Source organism: Allobosea sp. (assembly GCF_035944895.1).
In the GTDB taxonomy this organism is placed as follows: Bacteria; Pseudomonadota; Alphaproteobacteria; order Rhizobiales; family Beijerinckiaceae; genus Allobosea.
Map to the genome: position 1 here is coordinate 286174 of NZ_DASZAT010000010.1, position 26465 is coordinate 312638.

31 protein-coding genes are annotated in these 26465 nt (G+C 66.1%); 16 read left to right on the plus strand and 15 right to left on the minus strand.

What is annotated here, in order from left to right; all coding sequences use genetic code 11:
• The first annotated feature begins 136 nt into the window (after positions 1–136).
• The 4 genes from lgt to VGV58_RS16995 all read left to right on the plus strand — a co-directional run bounded on the left by lgt (position 137) and on the right by VGV58_RS16995 (position 3292).
• Positions 137–961: a prolipoprotein diacylglyceryl transferase gene (gene lgt, locus VGV58_RS16980; protein ID WP_326875213.1), complete on the plus strand. Its 825-nt coding sequence runs from the start codon at positions 137–139 to the stop codon at positions 959–961.
• Positions 958–2055 carry a class I SAM-dependent methyltransferase gene (locus VGV58_RS16985; RefSeq protein WP_326875214.1) on the plus strand — a complete coding sequence of 366 codons (1098 nt, stop codon included), beginning with the start codon at positions 958–960 and terminating at the stop codon, positions 2053–2055. Before lgt ends, VGV58_RS16985 begins: the two co-directional genes overlap by 4 nt.
• Before the next feature lie 22 nt (positions 2056–2077).
• Positions 2078–2842, plus strand: coding sequence for a peptidoglycan editing factor PgeF (gene pgeF, locus VGV58_RS16990; RefSeq protein ID WP_326875215.1), 765 nt, complete (start codon positions 2078–2080; stop codon positions 2840–2842).
• Between the two features lie 162 nt (positions 2843–3004).
• Positions 3005–3292: a hypothetical protein gene (locus tag VGV58_RS16995; protein WP_326875216.1), complete on the plus strand. Its 288-nt coding sequence runs from the start codon at positions 3005–3007 to the stop codon at positions 3290–3292.
• A gap of 52 nt (positions 3293–3344) precedes the next feature.
• On the opposite strand, the gene VGV58_RS17000 is transcribed toward VGV58_RS16995, so the two are convergent.
• Together VGV58_RS17000 and VGV58_RS17005 are read right to left on the minus strand one after the other, a co-directional pair.
• Positions 3345–4091, minus strand: a complete 747-nt coding sequence (locus tag VGV58_RS17000) for an SDR family oxidoreductase (RefSeq protein WP_326875217.1) — start codon at positions 4089–4091, stop codon at positions 3345–3347.
• The gene (locus VGV58_RS17005) at positions 4084–4884 is read right to left on the minus strand and encodes a glycosyltransferase family 2 protein (protein WP_326875218.1); all 801 of its coding nucleotides are present in this window, start codon (positions 4882–4884) and stop codon (positions 4084–4086) included. Before VGV58_RS17005 ends, VGV58_RS17000 begins: the two co-directional genes overlap by 8 nt.
• Positions 4885–5255: 371 nt before the next feature.
• Here VGV58_RS17005 and VGV58_RS17010 point away from each other — a divergent pair, with 371 nt between their 5' ends.
• Positions 5256–5927 (plus strand): outer membrane protein, encoded by a 672-nt coding sequence (locus VGV58_RS17010; RefSeq protein WP_326875219.1) that lies wholly within the window; start codon positions 5256–5258, stop codon positions 5925–5927.
• A gap of 199 nt (positions 5928–6126) precedes the next feature.
• Here the strand turns inward: VGV58_RS17010 and VGV58_RS17015 are convergent, their stop codons facing one another.
• The 4 genes from VGV58_RS17015 to VGV58_RS17030 form a co-directional block, all read right to left on the minus strand.
• A complete protein-coding gene (locus VGV58_RS17015; RefSeq protein ID WP_326875220.1) occupies positions 6127–6726 on the minus strand; it encodes a glutathione S-transferase in 600 nt (199 codons plus the stop codon).
• Between the two features lie 131 nt (positions 6727–6857).
• Complete coding sequence (locus tag VGV58_RS17020) at positions 6858–7709, minus strand: 23S rRNA (adenine(2030)-N(6))-methyltransferase RlmJ (RefSeq protein WP_326875221.1); 852 nt, start codon at positions 7707–7709, stop codon at positions 6858–6860.
• Between the two features lie 4 nt (positions 7710–7713).
• On the minus strand, positions 7714–8382 hold the full coding sequence (locus tag VGV58_RS17025; protein WP_326875222.1) for a ribonuclease T2: 669 nt from the start codon (positions 8380–8382) through the stop codon (positions 7714–7716).
• Positions 8383–8395: 13 nt separating this feature from the next.
• Complete coding sequence (locus VGV58_RS17030; protein WP_326875223.1) at positions 8396–8854, minus strand: hypothetical protein; 459 nt, start codon at positions 8852–8854, stop codon at positions 8396–8398.
• Positions 8855–9084: 230 nt separating this feature from the next.
• Between VGV58_RS17030 and VGV58_RS17035 the strand changes: the two genes are divergently transcribed.
• Complete coding sequence (locus VGV58_RS17035; RefSeq protein WP_326875224.1) at positions 9085–10116, plus strand: PAS domain-containing protein; 1032 nt, start codon at positions 9085–9087, stop codon at positions 10114–10116.
• A 262-nt stretch (positions 10117–10378) separates the two neighbouring features.
• Positions 10379–10651 carry a hypothetical protein gene (locus VGV58_RS17040; protein ID WP_326875225.1) on the plus strand — a complete coding sequence of 91 codons (273 nt, stop codon included), beginning with the start codon at positions 10379–10381 and terminating at the stop codon, positions 10649–10651.
• A 185-nt stretch (positions 10652–10836) separates the two neighbouring features.
• On the opposite strand, the gene VGV58_RS17045 is transcribed toward VGV58_RS17040, so the two are convergent.
• Positions 10837–11727, minus strand: a complete 891-nt coding sequence (locus VGV58_RS17045; protein ID WP_326875226.1) for a branched-chain amino acid aminotransferase — start codon at positions 11725–11727, stop codon at positions 10837–10839.
• Positions 11728–11898: 171 nt separating this feature from the next.
• Between VGV58_RS17045 and VGV58_RS17050 the strand changes: the two genes are divergently transcribed.
• From VGV58_RS17050 to VGV58_RS17065, 4 genes are all read left to right on the plus strand, one after another.
• Positions 11899–12420 (plus strand): MarR family winged helix-turn-helix transcriptional regulator, encoded by a 522-nt coding sequence (locus VGV58_RS17050; RefSeq protein ID WP_414644003.1) that lies wholly within the window; start codon positions 11899–11901, stop codon positions 12418–12420.
• A gap of 27 nt (positions 12421–12447) precedes the next feature.
• Entirely contained in the window at positions 12448–12960 is a 513-nt protein-coding gene (locus VGV58_RS17055; protein ID WP_326875228.1) for a hypothetical protein, read from the plus strand.
• A 156-nt stretch (positions 12961–13116) separates the two neighbouring features.
• Entirely contained in the window at positions 13117–13842 is a 726-nt protein-coding gene (locus VGV58_RS17060; protein ID WP_326875229.1) for a response regulator, read from the plus strand.
• A gap of 89 nt (positions 13843–13931) precedes the next feature.
• Positions 13932–15296, plus strand: a complete 1365-nt coding sequence (locus tag VGV58_RS17065; RefSeq protein ID WP_326876156.1) for an ATP-binding protein — start codon at positions 13932–13934, stop codon at positions 15294–15296.
• Positions 15297–15450: 154 nt separating this feature from the next.
• On the opposite strand, the gene VGV58_RS17070 is transcribed toward VGV58_RS17065, so the two are convergent.
• Positions 15451–15675 (minus strand): DUF1127 domain-containing protein, encoded by a 225-nt coding sequence (locus tag VGV58_RS17070; RefSeq protein ID WP_326875230.1) that lies wholly within the window; start codon positions 15673–15675, stop codon positions 15451–15453.
• A 105-nt stretch (positions 15676–15780) separates the two neighbouring features.
• Here VGV58_RS17070 and VGV58_RS17075 point away from each other — a divergent pair, with 105 nt between their 5' ends.
• A complete protein-coding gene (locus VGV58_RS17075; protein WP_326875231.1) occupies positions 15781–16704 on the plus strand; it encodes a transcriptional regulator GcvA in 924 nt (307 codons plus the stop codon).
• Between the two features lie 8 nt (positions 16705–16712).
• Here the strand turns inward: VGV58_RS17075 and VGV58_RS17080 are convergent, their stop codons facing one another.
• Entirely contained in the window at positions 16713–17615 is a 903-nt protein-coding gene (locus VGV58_RS17080) for a LysR family transcriptional regulator (RefSeq protein ID WP_326875232.1), read from the minus strand.
• Positions 17616–17713: 98 nt separating this feature from the next.
• Between VGV58_RS17080 and VGV58_RS17085 the strand changes: the two genes are divergently transcribed.
• Positions 17714–18337 carry a glutathione S-transferase family protein gene (locus tag VGV58_RS17085; protein WP_326875234.1) on the plus strand — a complete coding sequence of 208 codons (624 nt, stop codon included), beginning with the start codon at positions 17714–17716 and terminating at the stop codon, positions 18335–18337.
• Between the two features lie 4 nt (positions 18338–18341).
• Positions 18342–19253 carry a pyridoxamine 5'-phosphate oxidase family protein gene (locus VGV58_RS17090; RefSeq protein ID WP_326875235.1) on the plus strand — a complete coding sequence of 304 codons (912 nt, stop codon included), beginning with the start codon at positions 18342–18344 and terminating at the stop codon, positions 19251–19253.
• A gap of 9 nt (positions 19254–19262) precedes the next feature.
• Here VGV58_RS17090 and VGV58_RS17095 read toward each other — a convergent pair whose 3' ends face one another.
• The 6 genes from VGV58_RS17095 to VGV58_RS17120 all read right to left on the minus strand — a co-directional run bounded on the left by VGV58_RS17095 (position 19263) and on the right by VGV58_RS17120 (position 24566).
• On the minus strand, positions 19263–19622 hold the full coding sequence (locus VGV58_RS17095) for a tRNA-binding protein (protein WP_326875236.1): 360 nt from the start codon (positions 19620–19622) through the stop codon (positions 19263–19265).
• Positions 19619–21595 carry a methyl-accepting chemotaxis protein gene (locus VGV58_RS17100; RefSeq protein ID WP_326875237.1) on the minus strand — a complete coding sequence of 659 codons (1977 nt, stop codon included), beginning with the start codon at positions 21593–21595 and terminating at the stop codon, positions 19619–19621. Before VGV58_RS17100 ends, VGV58_RS17095 begins: the two co-directional genes overlap by 4 nt.
• Before the next feature lie 113 nt (positions 21596–21708).
• The gene (locus VGV58_RS17105) at positions 21709–22437 is read right to left on the minus strand and encodes a TetR/AcrR family transcriptional regulator (protein WP_326875238.1); all 729 of its coding nucleotides are present in this window, start codon (positions 22435–22437) and stop codon (positions 21709–21711) included.
• Positions 22438–22553: 116 nt separating this feature from the next.
• A complete protein-coding gene (gene proC, locus VGV58_RS17110) occupies positions 22554–23369 on the minus strand; it encodes a pyrroline-5-carboxylate reductase (protein WP_326875239.1) in 816 nt (271 codons plus the stop codon).
• An 82-nt stretch (positions 23370–23451) separates the two neighbouring features.
• Entirely contained in the window at positions 23452–23958 is a 507-nt protein-coding gene (locus VGV58_RS17115) for a type III secretion system chaperone family protein (RefSeq protein ID WP_326875240.1), read from the minus strand.
• 353 nt (positions 23959–24311) lie between these two features.
• Complete coding sequence (locus tag VGV58_RS17120; protein WP_057190753.1) at positions 24312–24566, minus strand: accessory factor UbiK family protein; 255 nt, start codon at positions 24564–24566, stop codon at positions 24312–24314.
• Between the two features lie 196 nt (positions 24567–24762).
• On the opposite strand from VGV58_RS17120, the gene VGV58_RS17125 reads away from it, so the two are divergent.
• The gene (locus tag VGV58_RS17125) at positions 24763–25308 is read left to right on the plus strand and encodes a hypothetical protein (RefSeq protein WP_326875241.1); all 546 of its coding nucleotides are present in this window, start codon (positions 24763–24765) and stop codon (positions 25306–25308) included.
• 212 nt (positions 25309–25520) lie between these two features.
• Positions 25521–26465, plus strand: a complete 945-nt coding sequence (locus VGV58_RS17130) for a ribose-phosphate pyrophosphokinase (protein ID WP_326875242.1) — start codon at positions 25521–25523, stop codon at positions 26463–26465.

A 26465-nucleotide genomic window follows, 5' to 3' on the forward strand; every position in this document is an offset into this window, starting at 1 on the left:
CTAGGGAACGCAGCTATGCGATTCGAGCGCGAACGCTACGGTCCGCGCCGAAACGTTACACCCGGCGCCAGCCTTTTCACTTGACCGTGTCGCCATGGCGCGGCCATCTCCGCCGCGCCCGAGCCGCGAGAAGCCCATGCCCGTCTTCGCCCTCCCCTTTCCGGTGATCGATCCGGTCGCGCTGCAGCTCGGCCCGCTCTCGATCAAATGGTACGGACTCGCCTATGTCGTCGGCCTGCTCGGCGGCTGGTGGTATGCGCGCAAGCTCGCCGCGACCGAAGCGCTCTGGGGTGGACGCAGGCGGCCGGAGGTCGATTCGCTCGACGATTTCCTGCTCTTCGCCGCGCTCGGCGTGGTCATCGGCGGCCGGCTCGGTTTCGTGCTGTTCTATAATCTGCCGGAGTATCTCGCCAATCCGCTTGAGATCTTCGCGGTCTGGAAGGGCGGCATGTCCTTCCATGGCGGGCTGGTGGGCGCCGCGATGGGCCTGTGGGTTTTCGCCATCAGGCGCGGCTATCCGCCGCTCTCGGCGCTCGATCTCGGTGCAGCGGTGGCGCCGATCGGCCTGTTCCTCGGCCGCATCGCCAATTTCGTCAATGGCGAGCTCTGGGGCCGGCCAGCGCCTGACGTGCCCTGGGCGATCGTGTTTCCGCATGGCGGGCCGGTGCCGCGCCATCCGAGCCAGCTCTACGAGGCTTTCAGCGAAGGGCTTCTCCTGCTGGTGCTGCTGATGATCCTGGTCCGCCTCGGCGGGCTGAAGCGGCCCGGCCTCGTCGCCGGCCTGTTCGGCATGGGCTACGGCATCGCCCGCACGACCTGCGAATTCTTCCGCGAGCCCGATCCGCAGCTCGGCTTCCTGTTCGGGACCAGCTGGCTGACCATGGGCATGGTGCTGTCGGCGCCGCTGTTCCTCGCCGGTCTTGTCCTTGTCCTGCGGCGCAAGGAGCCCGCGGAAGCGTGAGTCTCCTGGCGCAGGAACTCGCGGAGCTGATCCGCCAGGAGGGACCGCTCAGCGTCTCCCGCTACATGGCGCTCTGCCTCGGCCATCCCCGCCATGGCTACTACATGAAGCAGGACCCGTTCGGCGCCGACGGGGACTTCACCACCGCCCCCGAGATCAGCCAGGTCTTCGGCGAGCTGATCGGCCTCTGGGCCGCGAGCCTCTGGCAGGCCATGGGCGCGCCGGCATCCGTCCGCCTCGTCGAGTTGGGGCCGGGACGCGGCACGCTGATGCAGGACATGCTGCGGGCGGCGCGGGCCTTGCCCGGTTTTCGCGAAGCGCTGTCGGTCCATCTGGTCGAGATGAGCCCGGTGTTGCGCGAGCGGCAGAGGGTGACGCTGGCCGCGGTTGGGGTGGAGCCGCACTGGCATGATCGGATCGACCAGGCCCTGGACGGGCCGACGATCGTCATCGCCAACGAATTCCTCGATGCGCTGCCGCTTGATCAGTTTATCCGCACGCCCGAGGGCTGGCGCGAGCGGCTGGTGGGATTGGATGACGAAGGGCGGCTCGCTTTCGGCCTCGCGGGCGAACCCGACAACTCGCTCTCGGTCGCTGCTCCGGCCAGTTCCGTGCTGGAACAGCCCGCAGCCGCATTGGAGGCGGTTGCGGCCATCGCGCGGCATGTCGCGGCCGAGGGTGGCGTGGGACTGTTCATCGACTACGGGCCGGCCCGCTCCGGCTTCGGCGATACGCTCCAAGCCCTGAAGCGCCATGCCTTCGTCGACGTGCTGGCAGAGCCGGGCGATGCCGACCTCACCGTGCATGTCGATTTCGCCCGAATGGCGCAGGCGGGGCTGGCCGCGGGAGCGGCAGTGCATGGCGCCGCCACCCAGCGCGATTTCCTGCTGGCGCTCGGGCTGCAGCAGCGATTCGAGGCACTGTCCCGCCGCGCAACGCCGGAGCAGGCGCAGACGCTCGCAGAGGGCGTCCAGCGCCTGATCGACACCGGGCCGACGGCGATGGGCGAGCTCTTCAAGGTGCTGGCCGTCGCGGAGCGGAACCTGCCGCTCCTGCCCGGATTTGACCTTCATCGCCTGCCAGAGCAGGGCTGACTTCAAGAATGGACGCGCCGCCATGTTCATCACCTCGCCCGACCTCGCCCATGAATCCGGCATCCGCCACGCCTTCTTCACCCGTGAGGGCGGCGCCTCCGGCGGGATCTACGCCTCGCTGAACGGCGGGCTCGGCTCGAACGACGACCCGGCCCATATCGCCGAGAACCGCGCCCGCATGGCCGGGCAGATGGGCGTCGAGCGCGACCGGCTGGTCAGCGTCCATCAGGTGCATTCGCCGGATGTCGCCGTGGTCACCGGCCCCTGGCCGGCAGAGCGGCCAAAGGCCGATGCGATGGTCACGATCGCTCACGGCGTCGCGCTCGGCATCTCCACCGCCGATTGCGGCCCGATCCTGTTCGCCGACTCGGAGGCCGGCGTCATCGGCGCCGCCCATTCCGGCTGGAAGGGCGCCTTCACCGGTGTGATCGGCGCAACCGTGACCGAGATGGAAAAGCTCGGTGCAAGGCGCGAGCGGATCATCGCCGTGCTCGGGCCGACGATCAGCGCAGCGGCCTATGAGGTCGGCCCGGAGTTCATCGAGCGCTTCAAGGGCGAGAACGCGACCTTCGCGCGCTTCTTCCATGCCTCGGAGCGGCCGGCGCATGCGATGTTCGACCTGCCGGCCTTCATCGCCCACCGCGCGCAAGAGGCCGGCATCGGCCGCTTCTACGACATGGGCCTGTGCACCTATGGCGACGAGGCGCGCTTCTACAGCTATCGCCGCACGACTCACCGGCAGGAGGCCGATTACGGGCGGCTGATCTCGGCGATCGCGCTCGGCTAGATCGCGCTCGAACCGGCCTGCGCGGCAGAGCGGGTGACGATTCCGGTGGTTAACTCCGCGCAACGCCTCGTTGCAGGGCCGGCTTCTGTCGATGTCGAGTTGCGTACACTTTGACGCAGGCGCATCCTTCCTTCGCCATCCACCTTGGCTGAAGGATTGAACATGGAACAAATCCTGATGAATCTGGTCGCAGGCGCGATCGGTGGCAATGCGGCAGGCAAGGCCTCGCCGAGTTTCGATATCGGTACGATCGGCAATACGATCGCAGGCCTCGTCGGCGGTGGCGTACTCGGCCAGTTGATCCCGGTCCTGCTACCTGCCATCTCCGCTGCGGCGATGGGCGGCAATCTCAGCATCGGCGGCATCGTCACCAATCTGATCAGCGGCGGCGCCGGTGGTGCCATCCTCACCGCGATCATCGGCGCCATCAAGAACAAGGCCTCGGCCTGATCCTTCCGCCCCCGGAGCTGCCGCCCCGGTGGCAGCTCCCCTCACGACAGGCTCAGTCGACGATGTCGGGCGTGCGCCAGGCAATGTGCTGGCCGGCATCGACCGCGATCATCTGTCCGGTGATCGCCCTGGCCCGCGCCAGATAGAGCACCGCCTCGGCGATGTCGGCGGCCTCGACCTTGCGGCCGAGCGGTGTGCCGCCGGCCTCTGCCGCCAGCAGCACCTCGCCGTTGTGCGGGTTGGCGAAGGTCGGCCCCGGGCCGACCGCGTTGACCCGGATGCGCGGCGCCAGCGCCTGCGCCATCGTCGTCGTCGCCGTCAGCAGCGCCGCCTTGGTCAGCGTGTAGGAATAATATTGCGGCGTCAGCTTCCAGACGCGCTGATCGACGATGTTGACGATCGCGCCCTGGCGCTCCGCGGGCAAGCGATTCGCCATCGCCCCGGCGAGCACCGAGGGCGCCCGCAGATTGATCGAGAACTGGCGATTCCACGTAAGTACGTCCAGTGCCAGCAGATCGTCGACCAGGAAGCTCGAGGCGCTGTTGACGAGCAGGCTGACAGGGCCGAGCGCGGCTTCTGCCTCCGGCACGATCCGCTCGACCGCCGCAGGATCGACGAGGTCGGCGACGACGACATGGGCCCGGCCGCCTGCCGCGCCGATCTCATCCGCCAGCGCCAGCGCATCGGTGCGCGAGCTGTTGCAATGAATCGCGACCGCATAGCCGGCCTCGGCCAGGCGCAGGACAATGGCGCGGCCGATGCGCCTTGCCCCACCGGTGACGAGGGCGACCTCAGCCACCGGCGCCTCCATTGCCGTTGCCGCGGGCGCTGCGGCGCTGGAGCCGGCGCTCCCAATGCTTGGCGACGCGCAGATAGCGGTAGAAGGCGTAGTTCATCGCGGTCATGAAGCCATAGACCCCGCGCAGAGCGTGGCGCCGCCCGATATAGGCCTTGATGAAGTTCGCTGGAAACTCGGCAACGAGGCGCAAGACCGACAGCGTCTCGCCGCGCGCGTCGAGATCGTCGGCCTGCGCATCGCTGTAGGCATTGAGCTTCTGCATCTGCTCGCCGAGCGAACGCACCGAATAATGATGGATCGTGCCCTTGAGCTTGCCGACGCGCGCGCCTGGCGCGAGGTCGACACGGTCATGCACCGGCGACGGCGAATAACGCCCCTTGTCGGCCCGGTAGAGACGGACCGGTGAAAGCGCATAGGCGAAGCGATGCGGCGCGCCCTCCCCCGGGAAGATCTCGGCGATGCGCAGGCGATAGGCGTCGCAGGCCGGCTCGCCCCTGGCGAACAGCGCGGCGATCTCGGCGACGAGATCCGGCGGCGTCACCTCATCGGCGTCGAGATTGAGCAGCCAGAGATGACGGCACTGCTCCTCGGCGAAGCGCTTCTGCGGACCATAGCCCGGCCAGCCGCGCTCGATCACGCGGGCGCCGAGATTCATGGCGACGTCCTGGGTGCCGTCGGTCGAGCCGGAATCGATCACGACGATGTCATCGCTGAGGCCGCGGACAGCAGCTATGGTGCGGCCGATGCGGTCGGCTTCGTCGCGCGCGATGATGAAGATCGAAAGCGGAGGCACGCAGGTCTCGACGGGAAAGGCGGGGCCAGTCGGCTAAAGCACGCGTCGCGGCAGGCTGCAAGCAGTCGGCGCATGACGGAACTGCGTCGGCGAGGGAACCAAAAGCCGATCCAGGCGATTATGTGATCGCGGTCCGTAGTCGTTGCCGTTGCGTTAGTATTCGGTTAGCCAATTCACACTGCCTTAACAAAGACTAACCGAAATTGACCAATATGCCTTGCTTGTTCCGGATCGTGCCGCAATTTCGCCTCGGTCTGACCTGCTGATGTGTTCTTGCCGCAACAGACACGGCCCGCCACCTGCCTTATAACGAGGCTACTGGGATCACCCGCCGGCCAGCGCCGGGAAATACGATGACTAAGGAGTTTGTTATGAAGAAGTATCTGCTTTCGGGCGTTGCGGCCCTCGGCCTCATCGCCGCCGGCGCTGCCTCCGCTGCCGACCTGCCGAGCCGCAAGGGCCCGGTCGTTGCTCCGGTTTACGTTCCTGCCTTCACCTGGACCGGCTTCTACGTCGGTGCCAACGCCGGCTACGGCTGGGGCAACATGGACTCGCGTGGCGTCAGCGCCTTCGGCGATCTCGACGGCTTCGTCGGTGGTGGCCAGATCGGCTACAACTACCAGCTCGGCCAGATCGTCCTCGGCGTTGAAGCCGACTTCCAGGGCGCTGACCTGAAGGCTGGTCCGAGCTTCGCTGGTCTCGGCATCGTCGGCGAGGGCAAGACCGAGTGGTTCGGCACCGTCCGTGGCCGCGTCGGCTACGCTTTCGACCGGTTCCTGCCCTACATCACCGGTGGTTTCGCTTACGGCAACGTCAAGACCACGCTGGCCCCGGGCGTCACCATCAACGGCCTGAACTCGGACGACAACACCCACACCGGCTGGACCATCGGCGGCGGCGTCGAGTACGCTTTCACCAACAACCTGGTTGGTGGTGTCGAGTACCTCTACGTCGACCTCGGCGACAAGAAGGTCTTCGGCGGCGCCGACAAGGTCGGCACGGACTTCTCGCTCGTCCGCGCTCGCCTCAGCTACAAGTTCTGATTTTCTCCTCACGGAGACAGAACGGACCCGGTGGCTTCGGCCACCGGGTTTTTTGTTGCCTACTCGTTGAAAAAACCACGGCGTCACCCTGGACAAGCGGCGAAGCCGCGCAGCTCCGGGATCCATCGTAGGGCTCCCCAGCCCCACGATCGATCCCAGGGGGGCTCGCCCAGGATGGCGAGTGTGGTCCAGTGTGAAGTCAGCCCTTGAAGCGCGTCGCCTCGAAAGCCGGCACCTTGGCGGCGAAGCCGTCGAGCCAGGCGACCAGCGCCGGATGACCGGCCCGCCACGCCCCGTCAAAGCGCAGATCGAGATAGCCGAGGGCGCAGGCGAGCGCGATCTCGCCGATCCGCGGCCGATCGTAGACCGGCGGCGCGGCTTCAAGCGTCGCAAGCGCCCGGGCGATCTTGCCGGCCTGGTTCTCGGTCCAGGGCTGGCTGCGCATTTCAGGCGCCCGCAAGCGAACCTCATAGACCTGCAACAGCCCGGCATCGCAGATACCGTCGGCGAGCGCCTGCAGGCGCAATTGCGCAAAGCGCCCTTCCCCGGCCGGGAAGAGCCTGCCGCCGCCGAGATGATCGAGATATTCGATGATCACGCGCGAATCGAACAGCGTCGAGCCATCCTCGAACACCAGGGTCGGAACCTTGCCGAGCGGGTTCTGGCGGCGCAGCGATTCCGCCGGGTCGTTTGTGTCGGCCGGCACCACCTCGATCCGCTCCTCCAGCCCGAGCTCGGCGATGGCGATCTTGACCTTGCGGCCGAAGGGCGAGGTCGGGGAGGAACGCAGGATCAGCATCGGGACAGCCTTCGGTTTGGCGGAAAGAGCGGATAGGTCGCCGCGCGTCCTCCCGGACGCATGGCGGCGATCTATCTCCTTGGCAGCTATCGGATTTTCCGAAAAGTGGCTTCCACTTTCGGTTCGATACCCTAGCCGTCGGAGCGGGTCGCCTCGCAGCGATAGCGCGGGCGCGGCCCCTGCGCGAGCCGTTCGCACAGGGCCGGCAGCAGGATTTCGGCCTCCTGTGCAAGCAGCCAGGGCGGGTTGACGAGGAGCATCCCGGTCGCGCTCAGGCCACCGGCGGCGTCGGGGCGATCGACGTCGATCTCCATCCGGAGCAGCCGGCCGATGCCGGCATCGAGAATCGAATCGAGCAGGCCCTCGATCGCCCGTTCGTCCTTGATAGGATACCAGAGCGCATAGATGCCGGTCGGCCATTTGCGATGCGCGGCGATGAACTCGGCGGCGAGCGTCGCGAACTCGTCCTTCTCCTCGAAGGGCGGATCGATCAGGACGAGGCCGCGCCGTTCCTTGGGCGGGACATTGGCGCGCAGCGCCGTCCAGCCGTCGATTTCCAGCGCCTTGCAACGTTCGTCGCGGCCGAGCGCCTGGGCAAGCTTGCGGTAGGTGTTCTCGTGCAGCTCGGCGGCGATCAGCCGGTCGTCCGCCCGCATCGCATGGCGGCAGAGCCAGGGCGAGCCCGGATAGGCCTCGGCGCCGTACCGGCTGCGGGCGGTGGCCAGCGCCTCGCGCCAGGGTTTCAGCAGCTCTTCCACCGGCGGCGCCAGCGGCGCCTGGTCGAGCCGCGCGACGCCGTCGCGCCATTCATGCGTCTTCAGCGCCTCCTCGGAGCCGAGATCGTAGCGACCGGCGCCGGCATGGCTGTCGATCACGCGCCAGGGCTTGTCTTTGGCGTTGAGATGCGTGAGCACGCGCATCAGCACGACATGTTTGAGCACATCGGCGAAATTGCCGGCGTGGAAACCGTGGCGGTAGTTCATCGGGTCAGCGGATCGCGTTGACGCGGAAATCGCGGGCGCGGCAGCCCGAACGATCGACCTCGCCGCAGCTGCGGAAGCCGCGCAGATCCTTGCTGAAGCAGATTCGCACCTCCTCCAGCACGCCGCGCCGACAGGAGACCGACATCATGTCGGTCCGCAGGCCCGGATTGGCATCGACGAAGGCGCGTTCGAGATCGAGCGCAGTCCAGCTGCGCTCGCTGTCGACGCTGGCCAACGCCGGCGGAAGCTTGACCTTCTCCCGGGCGCGGCGGACATCGGCGAAATAGTCGGACGGGCTCGAGCCGGAGCAGGTGCCGTGCTTGCGCCACTGGTAGCGCGCGAGACTCTCGGTCGGGAACAGGCCCTCGGCCTGATCCATCGCCATGCGCGACGGGCTGCGGCCCGACGGGCCGCAATCGCTCGGAAATCCCCGCTCATATTGCGGCCAGAGGCCGTGCACGACGAAGCCGAGATTCGCGCCCGGAGCGCATTGCTCACGATTGCGTCCGCGCCCGCCGTCGAGCTCGCAGAAGCCGGGCGACCAGGAGAGCGCAAGCACGTAGAAATCGAAATCGCCCGGCGTGCCGCCGCGATCATAGCGACCTTGCGCCGAGGCTACGCCGCCAAGTGCAAAGAAGGCCAGCAGGCCGGCGGCGATTCGCTTCAGTCGCATGGCCACGCCCGGATCAGGGACGGGCCATCTTGCAATCGGGCGCGTAGGAGCGGTGGCGGTCGAGCCCCGAGACGCACCAGTTGACGTTCCAAGTGTAGCCGAACAGGCCGAGATTCTCGCGGACGGAATAATCGACCCGGCGCAGCACGCCATCATTGGTCAGCACGCGCGCGGTGCAGAAACGGCGCGGAATGAAGTCCGCGCCCCAGGGACGCCAGGCGATCGGCTGGACGCGATCGAAATTGACGGCCTGCAGCGGCCCCCAGAACTTGGATTCGCGCGAATTGAAGCGGCTAGTGATCTCGCCGATCACCGCCGGATCCTCGCAGGCCGGCAGGTTGCCATACATCGGGATAATGCGCTCTTCGGCGCGGTCGGCAGGATGGACGTAACGTCCGCCTGCCGCTTGGGCGGACAGGCCACTCAGGCAGATCGCGGCGGTAAGGGTGGAGAAAAGGGAAACCCGGCGCATGGGGGCCTCGTATGGGGAGAAGTTCGCTGCCGGCACGATGGCGACGGGGCCGGTCACGGTCAAGGCGGTGACAAGAAACTTATTTTAAAGTTGAAATTGACGCTCGCAAAACTAGTATACTACTATGAGCGCGCTCTGAACCCGTGATATGAAGGGACATGGCTTTGGCTACCTGATGTTTTGTTGGCCCTATCTCTAGCGTTGAAAATATTCACGTGGGGGGCAGCGACATGAATAACGCTACAGATATATTAGCGAATACAGAATTTATTCAACAGCTTATCAATATCGCGGAGCGTTGGCACCAAGGCGGCTTCTTTATCGTCGAGCTTCCATCGCGGGCGACTTATTGGTCAGATGGACTCTTTACATTAATCGACTCCGATCGCTCCGCATTCATTCCCAACTTCGCTTCCATCAATAATTTTCAGCATCCTGATGATCGACGCTCAACGGCCGAGCTCGAGATCGTTCTGATGGAGGCAAGTTCTTTCAACCGAGAATTTCGGGTGATCACCACCCATGGCAGGCTGCGGTGGATTTCCTGCCATATCGAATTCCAGACGGATGCGGCCGGCAGGCCTGTTCGAATGATCGGCATGTTGCATGATATTTCGGAGCTGCATGAGGCACAGCGCTTGTTGACGACCCATCGCGAGCGATTCAACGCTTTGACTAGCGCCTTACCGATGTTGGTCTGGAGCGGGCGCCCGGACGGGCATGTTGAAAGCTTGATCGGCTGGCGCCGGCTGACAGGACAGGACGACCGGCTTGCTGAGGGTTCCGGCTGGATCGAGTACGTTCACCCAGACGATCGGGAGATCACCTGCCAGCGCTGGGATGCCGCGGTCGCGAGTGGCGAATCATATAGCAGCGAGGTCCGCGTTCGGACCGTCGATGGCTCCTACCGGTGGCTTGCGGCAAGCGCAAAGCCCGTGCGGAGTGCTGATGGTGCGATCATCGAGTGGATCGGCCTGGCAACCGATATCCATGATTCCCGCGTTTGGCAGATGGATCCAACCGACTCCATCGATGTGACAGGAGGGCAGATCAGGGCAGCACGTGGATTGCTCAACTGGTCAGTAAGTCGGCTCTCGATCGTGTCGGGAGTGGCGAGTTCTGCGATAAGGCGCATCGAGGAGTTCGATGGCGTAACCAGGGGAGAACGTGACTTACGAGCCTCGTTGAAAAATTGCCTGAGGCACGCCGGGGTGGAGTTTATTTTCCCACCAAATGGCAAGCCTGGAATTCGGCCGGCGTAGTGATCGGCCGCAAAATCAAATTTGGTGCTGAGATCACGCCCAGCATCCGAATTTGATCTCCAATCCGGAAAAATGTCCATCGCAGAGATGGACCTCTCCGAAAGCAGCGGAAAAAATTGCCAGCAAAGCAAACGGAAAGGCTCGGGACCCTATTTTTTGCCGCCCCGCTACCTGTTCTCGGTAACGCTCTGGAAATTTTGGTTAGCAGATATTTAATGCAATTAAAACATGATACCCATGCAAAAAAAGCATGGAGGGGGACATGAACTCTAATGCAAGAAGCGCCTACGCCGAACGCTACGTCGATCGGAAAAAAGACCGAAGCAAATCGTCGCCTGAGCCCGAAGAATTTATCGTTTTAGGCTCAACTGAACGTGATGCGTGTCAATATATTGCCGAGCTTTGCGAAGGGTTGCTGCTGCTCAATGGCGTTTCACGCTTACCTAAGCTCGGATTGCAGCTGATGCTGCTTCATGCGCTTTGTTTGGATTATGTCGCCTACGCGCAACGGAATAGCGCAGCCGCAGCGGCATGAGATACCGACTCTCAGGTCGGCCAGCTGGCCGACCTGCAATTGAACGATGCAGCTCGCTGATATGCGATTGCGTCGCCTGATCTGACAGTGCCTAGCACAGCTCTGTTGTTCAACGCCGCGCTGTTCGCCGAAGCCAAGAAAGAATGGTCGGGGTCAACCCAACCATTGCAATGCAGATCTCTTTCTCAGGCCGCGGCCTTGGAAGCCTGCCGAACCTCGTCCGAATAGTCTTCCATGATCACCTTGCCCATATTGCCGGTGACGAACTTGTAGGGGCCGATCTCTGAGACCAGCGTCACCTCGGCGGCCGAGCCGGTGATGAAGCACTCGCTGAAGCCTTCGAGCTCTTCCGGCCGGATGCGGCGCTCGACCACCTCGAAGCCACGCTTCCGGCACAGGTCGACCACCGACTGGCGGGTGATGCCGTTGAGGAAGCGGTCGGCCAGCGGGGTATGGACCACGCCGTCCTTGATGAAGAAGATATTGGCGCCAGTGCACTCAGCGACATTGCCTTCCCAGTCGAGCATCATCGCATCGGCATAGCCGGCGCGCTCCGCCTTATGCTTGGAGAGCGAGCAGATCATGTAGAGCCCCGCCGCCTTGGCATGAACCGGCGCGCAGGCCGGATCGGGCCGGCGATAGGTCGCGAGGTCGAGGCGCACACCCTTCAGCTTCTGCGCCATGTCGAACATGCTCGGCCACTCCCACACCGCGATCGCCGTGTGGATGGTGTTGTTCATGCCCGAGACCGCCATCATCTCCGAGCCGCGCCAGGCGACCGGGCGCAGATAGGCGTCCTTCAAGCCGTTCTCCTTCAGGCAGAGATATTTGGCGGCATCGATCTCGGCGACCGAATAGGGGATCGTGAAATCCATGATCTCGGCCGACTTGTGGAAGCGCTGCGAGTGCTCGGTGCACTTGTAGATCACGCCGTCATAAGAGCGCTCGCCCTCGAAGACGCAGGAGCCGTAGTGCAGGCCATGGGTGAGTACGTGCACCTTGGCCTCCTTCCACGGCACGAGCTTGCCGTCGAACCAGATGACGCCGTCGCGCTGGTCGAAAGGAATGACAGACATGGTACAGTCCTCCAGGTGCTCTTCTTGCAATCACTCCGCCACATGCCGGAGGGGCGTGCAAGCGCGGTATCTATGCTGCGCCGGAAGCGGCGCCCGCGACATAATCGGTCGCTCCGCGTGCTTGACCGGTAATCTTACGTCTGAGATATGTCAACAAGGCTGACATAAAAAATGAGCGTGACGTTGAGCACACCCGTATTGCAACCAGCGCCTGCCGCCCCCCCCGAGGCGCCTGATACCCCCGTGCCTTACGAGTTGATCGAGCTGTTCTTCTTCGCCTATCGCGACTTCGTCGGCGATCCCGACCGCATCCTCGCCGATTACGGCTTCGGCCGCGCCCACCATCGCGTCCTGCATTTCGTCCAGCGCCGGCCGGGCCTGACCATCGCCGAGCTGCTCGACATCCTGCAGATCACCAAGCAGAGCCTGAACCGTGTCCTGAAGGAGCTGGTCGAGACCGGCTTCGTCGAGTCACGCACGGGCACGCAGGACAAGCGCCAGCGCAATCTCTACGCCACCGAGGCCGGCCGCGAGCTCGCGGTCAGGCTGGCGCAACTGCAGGGCAAGCGCATCAATGGCGCCCTTGCCCAGGTCGGCTCCGAGGCAGGCGAGGTCGTCGCGCGCTATCTGGCGGGCTTGATCGACCCGTCCGAGCGCAAGAAGGTGCAGGACGCGCTCGCCGGGCCGCGGTGAGAGGTTCGACGACGACACGGAACGATGATGCGCAGGATTCTCTTGAGCCTCGCCGCCGCAATGGGCCTCGTGACCGCGGCGCAGGCGCAAGATGTGACTGCAAGCCTCAAGGGCCCCGCCGCCGAGAGCGTCGCCCGCTATCTCAAGCAGACCCGTATCCCCTGCTATACGCAGAAGGGCGAAGGTAAGTGCCCGATCATCGACACCGCCGCCGATGCCAGCCTGTTCCATGGCCGCTTCGAGAACGATCCGACGCCCCATGCCGTCGCCTTCGTCGGCTACCAGTATGACCAGACCGGCACTGCAGTGAGCCAGATGGCCATCGTGTTCAGGAAAGCTGGCGGCCGCTGGGTACCGGTCGGTCGCGTCGACGAGACGATCGGCTCCGAACCGCGCCAGGTCCAGTTCGGCCGGGGCATCATCACCTATGTCGGAACGGTGCTTGGCCCGAAACATCCCCGCGCCAATCCGACCGGACGCGGCCGATTCAGCCTGAAACTCACCGACCACGGCGTCATCTTCAGCAAGGAAGTTCATTAAACATCGAAATCGCGCAGCCCGCCGCAGGCGTTGCAGAACGTTAGACAATGTTATCTGAGACCTCGCCAAGATCGGGCCGACGCCTGACCGGCTGTGCTATCCTTGCGGGAGCAAGGTGGTGCGCAGAGCCGGCGCCAGCGACGAAAAGGAGCCCAGATGGCGGCCAGCGTGCTCAAGCCAGTGCCCGACGAGGCCCCGCATATCCTGGTGGTCGATGACGATCGCCGCCTGCGCGACCTGCTGGCGCGCTTCCTCGGCGACCATGGCTACCGCGTCACCACCGCCGCCAACGCCGCCGATGCCGATACTCGCCTCGGCCATCTCGTCTTCGATGCCATGGTGCTCGACGTGATGATGCCCGGGGAGAACGGCTTCGACTTCGCCCGCCGCCTGCGCCAGAGCTCGCAGGTGCCGATCCTGATGCTGACCGCCCGTGCCGATTCGAACGACCGTATCAACGGCCTGGAGATCGGCGTCGACGACTATCTCTCCAAGCCCTTCGAGCCGCGCGAGCTGATCCTGCGTCTCGGCAATGTCCTGAAGCGGAACGCCCAGCCCGAGGCGCCGGCCGCGCCGATGCGGCCGGACTATGTCCGCTTCGGCCCCTTCGTCTACGGCCTCGCCCGCGGCGAACTGCGCCAGGGCGAGGACTCGATCCGCCTGACCGAGCGCGAGCGCGAGATCCTGACCACCCTGGCCGAGCGCGCCGGCGAGCATGTTCCGCGCGAACAGCTCGCCGCCCAGGGCTCCGCCGCCAACGACCGCACCATCGACGTGCAGATCAACCGGCTGCGCCGCAAGATCGAGCGCGACCCGGCCGACCCGCTCTATCTCCAGACCGTGCGCGGCATCGGCTACCGCCTCGTCGTCGACAGGACCTGACCGGCATGGCCGACGCTTCGCTCAGGCGTCGCCTGGTCCCGCTCGCCGCGCGGACGCTGGCGAAGCTGCGTATCGCCTGCAGCAAGGGCATGTCGGCGCTCTCCGCCGCGATCACGCCGCTTCGGCGCCTGCCGGACCGCTGGCTGCGCCCGGTCGCGCGCATCATGCCCAAGGGGCTCTACCCGCGCGCGCTCGTCATCGTCATCGCGCCGGTGGTGCTGCTGCAATCGGTCATCGCCTATGTCTTCATGGAGCGGCACTGGCAGACGGTGACGCAGCGTCTCTCCTCGGCAGTCTCCTCCGAGATCGCGACGCTGATCGACGTCTATGAGAGCTATCCGCAGGATGACCAGGCGACGGTGCTCGGCCGCATCGCCGAGGAGCGGCTCGGCATGGATGTCGAGATCCTGCCCGACACCGACCTGCCGGCGCCCGGCACCCGCCCTTTCTTCTCGCTGCTCGACAGTGCGCTCTCGGCCGAGCTCGCCCAACAGGTCAAGCGACCTTTCTGGCTCGACACGGTCGGCCGCTCCAGCCTGATCGAGATCAGGATCAAGCTCGGCAAGGACGTGATGCGGGTGCTGACCCGGCGCAGCCAGGCCTATGCCTCGAACAGCCACATCTTCCTGCTCTGGATGATAGGGACCTCGCTGATCCTGCTGACCATCGCGGTGCTGTTCCTGCGCAACCAGATCCGGCCGATCCTGCGCCTCGCCGACGCCGCCGAAGCCTTCGGCAAGGGCCGGGACGCCGATTTTCGGCCGCGCGGCGCACGCGAGGTCCGCCGCGCCGGCAACGCCTTCATCGAGATGAAGCGCCGCGTCGAACGCTCGATCGGCGAGCGCACCATGATGCTGAACGGCGTCAGCCACGACCTGCGCACCATCCTGACCCGCTTCAAGCTCTCTCTTGCCCTTCTCGAAAAATCGCCCGACCTCGAGGCGCTGGAGAAGGATGTCGACGAGATGAGCCGCATGCTCGAGGACTATCTCGCCTTCGCGCGCGGCGATGCCGGCGAGGCGCCGGTCGAGACCGACATCCGCGCCTTGCTCGAGACGCTCAAGGCCGATGCCGAACGCCAGGATCACCAGACCGAACTCACCGTCGTCGGCGACCCGCTGGTGGTCGTCCGGCCTGACGCGATCCGGCGCCTGCTCACCAATCTGGTTTCGAACGCGGCGCGCTTCGGCGACCGTATCGCCATCCGCGCCACCCATGACGCGCGCTATCTGATCGTCATGGTCGACGATGACGGCCCGGGCATCCCGCCCGAACTGCGCGAAGACGTGTTCAAGCCGTTCTTCCGGGTCGACGAGGCGCGCAATGTCGACGGCGGTGGCACCGGCCTTGGCCTCGCCATCGCCCGCGACATCGCCCGCTCGCATGGCGGCGACATCATGCTGGGCGAGTCGCCGCTGGGCGGTCTGCGTGCCACGGTCAGGCTGCCGGTCTGAGCTGGCAGCGCCCGAATCTGCACTGTCTTTCCGTGGTTTGCGCAGCAAAAAGCCCGGAACCCATGAACACTGGCCACCGCGACTTTCCGGCAGCATCGTGTCCATGAGTTCCGGGCTCACGCCTGCGGCGTGCCCCGGAATGACCGGCAGCGGCTCAGTGGCTCCACAAGGCCTTACGGGCCGAGCTGTTGACTCGCTCGACGTCGCTGCGGGAGAGCGCGATGTCGGAAAGCGCCTGGTCGTCCATGCCATAGAGCGTGCGCGCGCTGGCCCGCTGCGCAAGCCAATCCTCGAACCGCAGGAACAGGCCAGTCAGGCCCTGAGCCGTCTGCTGAGCGGAGGAGGTGGAAAGATTTTCTGTGGCGGTCGTGGCCGGCATGGCGGCCTCCTTTGATCGATTTAACGCCATTGAATTTGGGGCTTGCGGCCTCTCGAAGCAAATGAGAACTTCTTTGTCTCAGCCCAAGTAAAACTTGGCCATTCCATGATCCGTCGTCGCCTGCCGCCCTTGACTTCGCTACGCGCCTTCGAGGCCGCCGCACGGCATCTCAACTATGAACGGGCGGGCGACGAGCTCGCCGTCACCGCCAGCGCCGTCGGGCAGCAGATCAAGACGCTCGAGGCCTGGCTCCAGCGCCCGCTCTTCACCCGGCTGCCGAGCAAGGGCATCGCGCTGACCCCGCTCGGCCAACGCTATGCCGCCTCGATCTCGCAGGTGCTCGACCAGCTCGACGAGGCCACCGCGCGAGCCTTGCGGCCGGACACCGCCAACATCCTGACGGTCAGCACCATGCCGAGCTTCGCGCTGAGCTGGTTGATCCCGCGGCTCGGCGCGCTCAAACAGCGCCACCCCGAGCTGGAGGTGCGCATCTCGGTGTCGATGCACCTCACCGACTTCACCCGCGAGGATGTCGACATCGCCGTCCGCTACGGCCAGGGCGCTTATACCGGCCTGCACTCCGAACTGCTGATGACGGAGACCTTCTTTCCCGTCTGCAACGCCGCGCTCCTCAACGATCCAGACCGGCCTTTGCGCGAGCCGTCCGATCTGCGCCATCACACCCTGCTGCATGAGCTGGCAGAGGGCATTCCCGAATATGTGACCTGGCCGCAATGGCTCGCCTATGCCGGCGTCGACGACATCGACGCCTCGCACGGCCCGCGCTTTTCCCATACATTCCTTGCCCTGCAGGCGGCGTCCTCGGGCCAGGGCATCGCGCTCGCGACCAGCGCCCTGATCGGCGACTATCTCGAAGCCGGCCGCCTGGTCCGCCCCTTCCCGCAGCAATTGCCCGGCGCCTACCAATATTACGTCGTCTGTCCCGAAGCCGTGGCGCAGCGCCCGGCGATCGCGGCCTTCCGTCGCTGGATCCATGAGGAAGCGGCCCAGCATGCGACACTGCGCTGAGCCTAAGCTCAGCGTTCCGGCCGGATCACCGGCAGTTGCGCCAGCCGGCTGGCGGCGTGATCGAGAAAGGCGCGCACCTTCGGCTGGAGATGCTGGCCGCTCGGCACGACGAGCTGCACCGGCGAGGCCGGCGGCTCCCAGTCGCGCATGATCCGGATCAATGTGCCGGCCTCGATATCGGGCGCGGCCTGGTACGATAGCGCACGCGCGAGGCCACGGCCGGAACGCGCCGCGATCAGGACCGATTCGATCTCGTTGACGATCAGGCGCGGCGCCACCTGCACGGTCGCACTGCGCGCATCGCCGGCAAAGCGCCAGACCATGCTCTGGCCGGCGGCGATGCTGACGATGGTGTCGTGCCCGGAGAGATCAGCCGGCCGGGTCGGTGTCCCCCGACGCTCCAGATAGGCCGGCGCCGCGACCAGCACCCGCCTGACCTCGCCGACCTTGCGGGCGACCAGCCGCGAGCTCGGCAAGGCCCCGATCCGGACCGCCAGATGCAGCCCCTCCTCGATCAGGTCGAGATTGCGATCGGCCAGCACCAGCTCGATCTGGATCTCCGGGTGCAAATCGAGGAACTCGGCGACGACCGGCGTGACATGGCGCCGGCCGAAGGCGGTCGGCGCCGTGATCCGGATCAGGCCGCGCATCGGCGCCGCCGTCACGCCCGAGAGCGACGCGTCATACTCCGAGAGGATGTTGCGAGCGGATGCTGCGAGCTCCCGTCCCGCCTCGGTCGCCATCAATTGCCGGGTCGTGCGCGCGATCAGCCTGACGCCGGCGCGTTCCTCCAGCGCCGCCAGCGCCCGCGTCACCGCTGGACGCGAACGCCTGAGCTGGCGCGCCGCGCCGGCGAGACTGCCGGTGTCGATGATCGCGACGAAGATGGCGAGCTCGTCGAGCCGGTCCATGATCATTCCATCATTCGAAATTCTGATTTGCCAGCCTACCAGCTTTCATCACTTCGCTGAAACAATCACATTCGACCCGACATCACCGCGAGGCCTCTATGACCCCTGCCAAGATCACGCTCCACGGCACGCCCCTCTCGGGCCACACCCACCGCGTCGAATTGCTGCTGCGCGCGCTCGGACTGGAGTTCGATGTCGTGCCTGCTCCCGCCGACGTCCGTCGCAGCGAGGCCTTCCGCAAGCTCAACCCGCTCGGCCAGATCCCGGTGCTGCAGGACGGCGACCTCACTTTGGCCGACAGCAATGCCATCCTGGTCTATCTGGCCAGGCGCTACGCTCCGGACAGCGACTGGCTGCCGCAAGAGCCGGTCGCGGCGGCGCAGGTGCAGCGCTGGCTTTCGATCGCCGCCGGTGAGGTCATGCATGGCCCGGCGATCGCCCGGATGATCGCGCAATTCAAGTACGAGGACGATCCGGTGAGGGCCGAGCGCATCTCGGCTCGGCTGCTTCCCTTCATGGAAGGGCACCTTGCTGGTCGCAGCTTCCTCGCAACCGAGCATCCGACGATCGCCGACCTCGCCTGCTATTCCTATGTCGCGCATGCTCCTGAGGGCGGCATCCCGCTCGACGCCTACCCGGCGGTGCGAGCCTGGCTCAGGCGCGTCGAGGCCCTGCCCTTCTTCAAGCCGATCCCGCCCTCGCCCATTCCCACGAAGGGCTGAGACCATGGATGCCTCGCCCTTCCACGCCGGCGAGCTGGAGGCACAGGCGCTGGCCGGCGAGAGTTCGCGCGGCGCCGGCATCCGCACCTTCATGCCGGACCAGCATCGCGATTTCTTCGCGCTGCTGCCTTATCTGTTCGCCGCGGGGCGCGATGAACGGGGCAAACCGATCGCGACGGTGCTCACTAGTCCGGAGGGCTTCGCCACCAGCCCGACGCCGAACGAACTCGCCATCGCCGCCCTGCCCACCCCGGGCGATCCGGCCGATGTCGCATTGGGCATCGGCGCGCCGATCGGCCTGCTCGGGCTCGATCTGCGCACGCGACGGCGCAACCGCGCCAATGGCCTTATCAGCGAGCGCGATGGCAGCGGGCTCAAGGTCGCGGTGAGCCAGAGCTTCGGCAACTGCGCCAAGTACATCCAGGTCCGGCAGCACGAGCTGGTGCCAGCCGCCGCAGCTGCCACCGAAGAACTGGGCAATCTCGATGCGGCGGCCAGCGCCCTGATCGCAGAGGCGGACACCCTCTTCATCGCCAGCGGCTCGGAGAGCGGGCTCGACATCTCGCATCGCGGTGGCAGGCCGGGCTTCGTCCGGATCGAAGGCAATCGGCTGAGCGTGCCGGACTTCGCAGGCAACAGCTATTTCAACACCTTCGGCAACCTGCTGCGCGAGCCGGCGACGTCCCTGCTCTTCATCGACTTCGCCAAGGGCGACGTATTGCAATTGCAGGGCGTGGCGGAGGTCGTCTGGAGCGGCCAGGAACTGGTCGGGCTCGATGGCGCCAGGCGCCTGCTCCATGTCGAAGTGACGCGCGCCTGGCGACGCAAGTCGGCGCTGCCTCTGCGCTGGAGCGAAGCCGAGCCGGCGCCGACCACGCTGGCTACGGGAATCTGGCGGCAGGATCGCGCCGCCTGACTCACAGGCTCAGTAGAGCCGCCCGCCCTTCGGCACCTCGAGCGACGGGCCGATCAGCACGACCTCGCCGTCGGCATCCGGCACCCCGAGCGTCAGCACCTCGGACATGAACTTGCCGATCTGACGCGGCGGGAAATTGACCACCGCCAGCACCTGCCGGCCCGGGAGATCCTCGGGCCGGTAATGCCTGGTGATCTGCGCCGAGGACTTCTTGCGGCCGATCGTGCCGCCGAAGTCGATCACCAGCTTGATCGCGGGCTTGCGCGCTTCGGGGAAGGGAGCGGCTTCGACGATGGTGCCGACACGGATGTCGACCTTGAGGAAATCGTCGAAGCCGATCTCAGCGGCAATCTCGCTAGGCGTGCTCAAAATTCCTCCCAGCCGCGATCGCCGCCATTGGCGACCTTGCGCGCGGCGCTGCCATGGTTCGGGGCAGGCGCGGCCGCCATGGCGCGCGCCGGACGCGGCGCAGGCGCCGCAGCCTGCGCCATCTTGCCTGCCATCGTCCTCAAGGCAACCACGTCGCCGCCAAGACGGAAACGCCCGACCAGCGCGGCGAGCCTGTCAGCTTCCTGCGCCAGCGCCTGCGAGGCGGCGGTCGACTGCTCGGCCATGGCGGCGTTCTGCTGCGTCGCCTGGTCCATCTCGTTGACCGCGGTGTTGACCTCCTGCAGCCCGGTCGCCTGCTCCTGCGCGGCCGAGGCGATCTCGGCGACCAGCGAGGTGGCGCGGGTGATCTCGCCCGACATCCGCTCCAGCGCCGTTCCGGTCTGGCCGACCAGCGCGACACCCTTCTCGACCTCGACGCTGGAGGCGGTGATCAGCCCCTTGATCTCCTTGGCCGCGTCCGCCGAGCGCTGCGCCAGCGCACGCACCTCGGAGGCGACGACCGCAAAGCCCTTGCCGGCATCGCCGGCGCGCGCCGCCTCGACCGAGGCGTTGAGCGCGAGCAGGTTGGTCTGGAAGGCGATCTCGTCGATGACGCCGACGATCTGCGAGATCTCCTCGGAGGATTTCTCGATGCCGCTCATGGCGGCGACGGCCTCGCGGACGATCTGGCCGGACTGCTCGGCCTCGCCCTTGACCTGGGTGGTGGCCTGACTGGCCTGACGTGCGCCCTCGGCGGTCTGGCGCACGGTCGCGGTCAGTTGGTCGAGCGCCGTCGCGGTCTCCTCGACCGAGGAGGCCTGCTGCTCGGTGCGGCTGGCGAGGTCGTCCGCCGCCTGGCTGATCTCGCCGGCCCCCGCCTTCATGCTCTCGGTATTGGTCGCGATCTGACGCATCGTCTCTTCGAGATGCGCCATCGCCGCGTTGAAGTCGTTCTTGAGCTTGGCGTATTCGGCGCTGAAGGCGGCTTCGATCCGGTAGGTCAGGTCGCCTTCGGTCAGGCGCTCCAGCCCGGCGCCGAGCGCATCGACGACCACCGCCTGCTTCTTCGCCTCCTCGCTGCGCTGCGCCTCGTTGAGGCCGCGCTGCGTATCGGCGGCACGGCGCTGCTCGCCGGCATCGGCCTCGGCCTGAGCCTTCTCGGCCTCGACCTGCTGCTTCGTCAGCGCCGCGTCGCGGAAGACGACGAGGGCGCGCGCCATGCTGCCGACCTCGTCCTGGCGCTCCTGATAGGCGATCGGCGCCTTGAGATCGCCAGCTGCCAGCGTGCTCATATTGCCGGAGACCGTGCGCAGCATCCCGGAGGCGCGGCGGCTGAGGAAGACGACGAGGCCGAGCAGCAGCAACGCCAGCGGCACTAGGACGACCGCGACGTCCTTGATCAGGCCATAGAAGGAGGCTTCGACGGCGTGGACATGCATGCCGGTACCGATAGCCCACTGCCATTTCGGCACGCCGACCACGTAGGACACCTTCAGCGACGGATCCTTGTCGCCGGCCTTCACCCAGAAATAGTCGACGAAACCGGCGCCCTTAACCCGGGCCGTGTCGGTCAACTCCTTGACGAAGAGCTTGCCGGTTGGATCCTTGAGCGGCGACATGTCGGTGCCGACCAGCTTCGCATTGGCATGAGCGATGTTGAAGCCGTCATAGCGGATGACGAAGAAATAGTTGCCGTCATCGAAACGCGCATTGGTCACGGCATCGATAGCGAGCTTTTGCGCGTCGGCATCCTTGAGCTCGCCCTTCTCCACCTTCGCCACATAGGCGTTGACCGTGGAGGCGGCGGCCTCGACCGCGTTCTTCACCTCGGCCCGCTTCAGGTCGAGCATGTCGATCCGGGCCTGGTTGAGCGTCACGGCGACGCTCGCGACGGCGACGACAGCGGCCAAGATGGCGACCAATCCGAATGAACGGCTGATCGACAGCGCAGTAAGCTTCTTCAACACAGACATGTCGCCCCTCGCGAACGTGATTCTTCACATTCGCGCGGAACGGCTAATACCCGCTTAACGCTGTCACTTTTTTGCCACAATCGGCAGTTGCTGACTGCAACCAATAGTTGTTGTCAGATGGCAGCGGCATAATCGTCGCCGTCCTCCTGGCGCATGCGCTCACGCCTGGGCGTGCGCCGCACCCCGGAGCAGAGCGAGCGCGCCAGGCCACGCAGCGGCGCCGTCAGTCGATGAACGTCCTCGACGCGGGCCATGATTTGGCCGGCCGTCTTCAGCTCGCGGTCGAGCTTGGCCATGGTGCGCGACAGCTCCGGCTCGTCATCCTCCAGCCAGGTGTCGAGCACGCGCGCCATCAGCAGCGTCGCGCCGCGGACCCGAACGGAGCCGAGATCATCCTCGGTCGGGATGCCCGCCGAGGCGAGCAGATAACGCCAGGAATTCAGCGAATTGCGCCCGAGCGCCGCAAGCGCCAGCGGCTGGCGGCGCAGATGCGGCATCAGCGCCTTGAGTCCCGCCTTGTAGGGCGCGAGCGCATCGAGCCGGCGCATCACCAGGTCGAAGACGCGCTCCTTGTAGGATTCTTCCATGAGATCCTCGGAACTGCCGGCGAGCACGGCATCGTCGAGGATGCGGCCAAGCCCGCCGAGAATGGCGAGCTTGGATGGGAAGAGCCCGCGCAATTCGGCGAGGCTGACACCGGCCTCGCGGGCGATCGCCGGCAGTTCGATCTCGTCCCAGCCCTGCGTCGCCGCCAGCCGGAACAGGGCATCGACCACGGCGCGCCGCGGATCGGGCTTGGCCGCCGGCTTCTCAGTCTCGGGGGAAACGGGTTTGCGCGCCATCGGCTTCTCTCCTGTCGCGAGCAGATCGAGCAGGATGTTTCTGGATCGGTTCGATCCAAAATCATCGTGATCTATGAGAGAAGCTAGGACGTGACCGCGGCGCTTGAAAGGCCGCTTCAGCCGGAAAGCTCCTCGGCGCGACGCTTGGCGGCAGCGACAGCACGTCGCATCAGGGGCGCGAGGCCATTATCGGCCATCAGCACTTCGAGCGCGGCGGCCGTCGTGCCACCGGGCGAGGTCACGTTCTGCCGCAAGGTCGCCGGCGGCAGCGGCGACTGGAACAGCATCTCGCCCGCGCCCTCGACCGTCGCCCGGGCGAGGCGCTCGGCGATATCGGCCGGGAGGCCTGCCGCGACACCGGCAGCCGCGAGGCACTCGACCATGTTGAAGACATAGGCCGGCCCCGAGCCCGAGACGGCGGTGACGGCGTCGATCAGCCCTTCGTCGCCGAGCCATTCGACCTTGCCGACGCCGGCGAGCAGCGCATCGGCCAGTTGCCGCTGCGCCTCGCTGACGCCCTTGCCCGCCGCGGCGGCGGTGACACCGCGCCGGACCGAGGCCGGCAGATTCGGCATGGCGCGCACGATCGCGTTCGCATTGGGCAGGCGTGCCGACAGGTCCCCCAGCGTCTTGCCGGCGAGGATCGAGATCAGCAGCGTCTTCGGCCCGATCAGCGCCTGCACGGCAGGGGCAGCCGTGTCGAGCATTTGCGGCTTGGTCGCCAGCACCACCACCTCGGCAGGCTTCGGCGCGGCTGGATTGACGCTCATGCCATGGGCTGCGGCGAGCGCCTGCATCTCGTCGGAGATATGCGGGTCGAGCAGTGTGACCCCCGCACCGTTCACGCCGATGCTGAGCCAGCCTTCCAGCATGGCGCCGCCCATCTTGCCGGCACCGACGAGGGTGAGGGTCTCAGGAAGCGGGCTGGCCATGGCGTGTCTCCGGTCGATGCGCGGTTGCGCATGGACCTGAACCGCCAAGCAAGGCCCGGGTCAAGCCCGGACCAGTTGGCTTTCACGCCTCGCCGACCGTCTCCAGCAGCGCGCCCTCGAGCGCTTCGCGAGCGTTCTTGCCGGCCCAGACCACGAACTGGAAGGCCTGATAGTAGCGCTCGCAGGCGTCGATCGCCGCCTTGATCAGGCCCGCGGCCTGCTCTTCCGTCGGCTCGGCTCCGCCCGAGAGCAGCAGCGCATGGCGATACATCACCACGTTCTCACGGCTCCACAGGTCGAAATGCCCGAGCCAGAGCTGCTCGTTGACCAGGCTGACGAGGGTCATCACCTCGTTGCGCCGCCGGTCCGGCACCCTGAGGTCGAAGGCGCAGGCGATGTGCAGCGACTCGACCTCGGAAAGCCAGGTGATCGCGACATGATAGTCGGCCCAGCCGCCGGTGACGGAGACCGAGAGTTCGTCGTCGCTGTCGCGATCGAAGCTCCAGTCGTTCAGTGCGGCGAGGCGTTCGACAAGATCGAGCGGGTTGGAGGGGCGTTCGGTTTCAGCGTCCAGATCAAGGTCCATCATGCCCAAGGTCCAACAGCCGGCGCAGGCCCTGACGGCAGGCGCGGCCTGTTCAAGAACGGGAACACGGCGACTGGAAAAGCGTAAGGCACGCAACCCGACCAGAAAATCACTGGTGTGATCTTCGCTTCATCGGCCGGCCCTCAAGTAGAGCCCACCGACGAATCACCTCTCTTCATCGACGATAGCTCAGGCGAGTCAGGAGCCCTAACAGAACCTGCGCGGTTCTGATCGAGCCCTTCGGCACCCGGTACGCGATGCAAGCTCTGCGGATTCGACGCCTGCCTCAATCCCTCAAGGGGACTGTCCACAACACGAAGCTGTTGGCCGGCCGCAGGCCAGACTTGACCGAGGACTTACTTCGACTCGGACTTGGCCTCGAGCGCCGCCAGCCGGGCCGCGAGCTTGTCGTTCTCCTCGCGCGCCAGCAGCGCCATCTCGCGCACCGCCTCGAACTCCTCGCGCGTCACCACGTCGAGGTCGCGCAGCAGCCGCTCGATCTGGGTCTTGACCACGGTCTCGACCTCGCGACGCACGCCCTGCGCCGCGCCGGCGGCATCGGTCGCCAGCCGGGCGATGTCGTCGAGGATACGGTTGGACGTGCTGACCATCGAAGCTCTCCGGCAGGCGCTCCATGCGCCCTCGCGGGAGATATGGCGAAGGAGCGCCGGGAGCGCAATCGCCACGGCACAGCCGCCTCGTTTCGCCCCTCCCCCGCCCTATCTGGACCTCGGGGATCGTTGCGCCTAAAACGGTCGCCGCAGGGAAGACCAGCAATCCAAGCCCGAACAAAGGGCGGGAGGCGTCATGTCGGTACGTTTTAACGGCCTCGTTCTGGGGCCGCTCGCCGCGCTTGCACTCGCAGGCTGCCAGGAAACCACCACCGCGAACGCGGCCCGGCCGCGCGTCGATGCGCCGGGTGTCCCGGTCTCGGTCCAGAGCATCTCGGGCGCGCCCGACCAGGTGACGGCGCATTTCGCCGGCCTGCTCGGCGAGGCTGCGGCCGAACGCAAGATGGAGATCGTCCCCGGCGACAAGCCGGCCCGTTTCCGGGTGCGCGGCTACCTCACCGCCCAGCCGACCGAGGATGGCCAGACCGCCCTCGCCTTCGTCTGGGACGTCTATGACGAGAGCAAGAAGCGCGCCCAGCGCGTCCAGGGCGAGAGCCTCGGCCGCCGTGGCGGCGGCGGCGACCCCTGGGCTGGCATCGACCAGACCATCGTCGCCAAGGCCGCGTCCGAATCGGCCGACGCGATCGCGAGCTTCCTGACGACCGCGCCTGTGCCCGAGGCGAAACCCGACGCCAAGAGCAAGACCCGCACCGCCCAGGCGGCGCCGGAGAAGAATCGCTAGAACTTTCGCATTCGGCCCGGAGCACCTTCGGATCGAGTCGATTCACGATATCCCGCAGGACGTGCAGCGCGCCTCGGTGCAGTGCAGCATTTGCATGGGGATGCTGCGCCTCTTTTGTCGACTCGGCGTCATCACGCTGTTATGAGCCCTTCGAAACTGAGCCGCCCCCGCTCGGGCGGCTCGCCTTATTCTGCGTTTCGGGTGCACCCGGCATGGCCTCCTCCTTCAAAGTCGTCGCCGGCAATTCCAATCGCCCGCTCGCCGAAGCCATCTGCAATCATCTCGATGTCCCGCTCGCCCGGGCCCAGGTCCGGCGCTTCGCCGACATGGAGATCTTCGTCGAGATCCAGGAGAACGTCCGCGGCCAGGATGTCTTCGTCATCCAGTCGACCTCGTTCCCGACCAACGACCATCTGATGGAGCTGCTGATCATCACCGATGCGCTGCGCCGCTCCTCGGCCAGGCGCATCACGGCGGTGATCCCCTATTTCGGCTATGCGCGGCAGGACCGGCGCGCCTCTGGCCGCACCCCGATCTCGGCCAAGCTCGTCGCCAACCTGATCGCCCATGCCGGCGTCGACCGCGTGCTGACGCTCGACCTGCATGCCGGCCAGATCCAGGGCTTCTTCGACATCCCGACCGACAACCTGTTCGGCGCCCCGCTGATGGCGCGCGACATCAAGGACCGGCTCGAGTGGAAGAACGCCATGGTCGTCTCGCCTGACGTCGGCGGCGTGGTCCGTGCCCGCGCGCTCGCCAAGCGCATCGACGCGCCGCTCGCCATCGTCGACAAGCGCCGCGACCGGCCGGGCGAGTCCGAGGTGATGAACATCATCGGCACGGTCGAGGGCCGCTCCTGCATCCTGCTCGACGACATCGTCGATTCCGGCGGCACGCTGGTCAACGCGGCCGAGGCCCTGCTCGCCCAGGGCGCCCGCGAGGTCTACGCCTACATCACCCATGGCGTGCTCTCCGGCGGCGCCGTGGCGCGCATCGCTTCCTCCAAGCTCAAGGAACTGGTGATCACCGATTCGATCATGCCGACCGAAGCGGTGAAGGTGGCGCGCAACATCCGCGTCATCTCGATCGCCGGGCTGATGGGCGAGGCGATCGAGCGCACCGCGAGCGAGTCGAGCGTCTCCAGCCTGTTCGATTGA

What these genes read in the sequence shown, in the direction of transcription:
- VGV58_RS17120 (WP_057190753.1), bottom strand. Translation starts at nt 24,566, where the DNA reads ATGGTCAGCACGTCCAACCGTATCCTCGACGACATCGCCCGGCTGGCG.
- VGV58_RS17010 (WP_326875219.1), top strand. Translation starts at nt 5,256, where the DNA reads ATGAAGAAGTATCTGCTTTCGGGCGTTGCGGCCCTCGGCCTCATCGCC.
- VGV58_RS16995 (WP_326875216.1), top strand. Translation starts at nt 3,005, where the DNA reads ATGGAACAAATCCTGATGAATCTGGTCGCAGGCGCGATCGGTGGCAAT.
- VGV58_RS17100 (WP_326875237.1), bottom strand. Translation starts at nt 21,595, where the DNA reads ATGTCTGTGTTGAAGAAGCTTACTGCGCTGTCGATCAGCCGTTCATTC.
- VGV58_RS17025 (WP_326875222.1), bottom strand. Translation starts at nt 8,382, where the DNA reads ATGCGACTGAAGCGAATCGCCGCCGGCCTGCTGGCCTTCTTTGCACTT.
- VGV58_RS17020 (WP_326875221.1), bottom strand. Translation starts at nt 7,709, where the DNA reads ATGAACTACCGCCACGGTTTCCACGCCGGCAATTTCGCCGATGTGCTC.
- VGV58_RS17045 (WP_326875226.1), bottom strand. Translation starts at nt 11,727, where the DNA reads ATGTCTGTCATTCCTTTCGACCAGCGCGACGGCGTCATCTGGTTCGAC.
- VGV58_RS17060 (WP_326875229.1), top strand. Translation starts at nt 13,117, where the DNA reads ATGGCGGCCAGCGTGCTCAAGCCAGTGCCCGACGAGGCCCCGCATATC.
- VGV58_RS17080 (WP_326875232.1), bottom strand. Translation starts at nt 17,615, where the DNA reads ATGGACCGGCTCGACGAGCTCGCCATCTTCGTCGCGATCATCGACACC.
- VGV58_RS17075 (WP_326875231.1), top strand. Translation starts at nt 15,781, where the DNA reads ATGATCCGTCGTCGCCTGCCGCCCTTGACTTCGCTACGCGCCTTCGAG.
- pgeF (WP_326875215.1), top strand. Translation starts at nt 2,078, where the DNA reads ATGTTCATCACCTCGCCCGACCTCGCCCATGAATCCGGCATCCGCCAC.
- VGV58_RS17090 (WP_326875235.1), top strand. Translation starts at nt 18,342, where the DNA reads ATGGATGCCTCGCCCTTCCACGCCGGCGAGCTGGAGGCACAGGCGCTG.
- VGV58_RS17055 (WP_326875228.1), top strand. Translation starts at nt 12,448, where the DNA reads ATGCGCAGGATTCTCTTGAGCCTCGCCGCCGCAATGGGCCTCGTGACC.
- VGV58_RS17070 (WP_326875230.1), bottom strand. Translation starts at nt 15,675, where the DNA reads ATGCCGGCCACGACCGCCACAGAAAATCTTTCCACCTCCTCCGCTCAG.
- VGV58_RS17015 (WP_326875220.1), bottom strand. Translation starts at nt 6,726, where the DNA reads ATGCTGATCCTGCGTTCCTCCCCGACCTCGCCCTTCGGCCGCAAGGTC.
- proC (WP_326875239.1), bottom strand. Translation starts at nt 23,369, where the DNA reads ATGGCCAGCCCGCTTCCTGAGACCCTCACCCTCGTCGGTGCCGGCAAG.
- VGV58_RS17035 (WP_326875224.1), top strand. Translation starts at nt 9,085, where the DNA reads ATGAATAACGCTACAGATATATTAGCGAATACAGAATTTATTCAACAG.
- lgt (WP_326875213.1), top strand. Translation starts at nt 137, where the DNA reads ATGCCCGTCTTCGCCCTCCCCTTTCCGGTGATCGATCCGGTCGCGCTG.
- VGV58_RS17125 (WP_326875241.1), top strand. Translation starts at nt 24,763, where the DNA reads ATGTCGGTACGTTTTAACGGCCTCGTTCTGGGGCCGCTCGCCGCGCTT.
- VGV58_RS17130 (WP_326875242.1), top strand. Translation starts at nt 25,521, where the DNA reads ATGGCCTCCTCCTTCAAAGTCGTCGCCGGCAATTCCAATCGCCCGCTC.
- VGV58_RS17115 (WP_326875240.1), bottom strand. Translation starts at nt 23,958, where the DNA reads ATGATGGACCTTGATCTGGACGCTGAAACCGAACGCCCCTCCAACCCG.
- VGV58_RS17065 (WP_326876156.1), top strand. Translation starts at nt 13,932, where the DNA reads ATGTCGGCGCTCTCCGCCGCGATCACGCCGCTTCGGCGCCTGCCGGAC.
- VGV58_RS17105 (WP_326875238.1), bottom strand. Translation starts at nt 22,437, where the DNA reads ATGGCGCGCAAACCCGTTTCCCCCGAGACTGAGAAGCCGGCGGCCAAG.
- VGV58_RS17085 (WP_326875234.1), top strand. Translation starts at nt 17,714, where the DNA reads ATGACCCCTGCCAAGATCACGCTCCACGGCACGCCCCTCTCGGGCCAC.
- VGV58_RS17030 (WP_326875223.1), bottom strand. Translation starts at nt 8,854, where the DNA reads ATGCGCCGGGTTTCCCTTTTCTCCACCCTTACCGCCGCGATCTGCCTG.
- VGV58_RS17050 (WP_414644003.1), top strand. Translation starts at nt 11,899, where the DNA reads ATGAGCGTGACGTTGAGCACACCCGTATTGCAACCAGCGCCTGCCGCC.
- VGV58_RS17040 (WP_326875225.1), top strand. Translation starts at nt 10,379, where the DNA reads ATGAACTCTAATGCAAGAAGCGCCTACGCCGAACGCTACGTCGATCGG.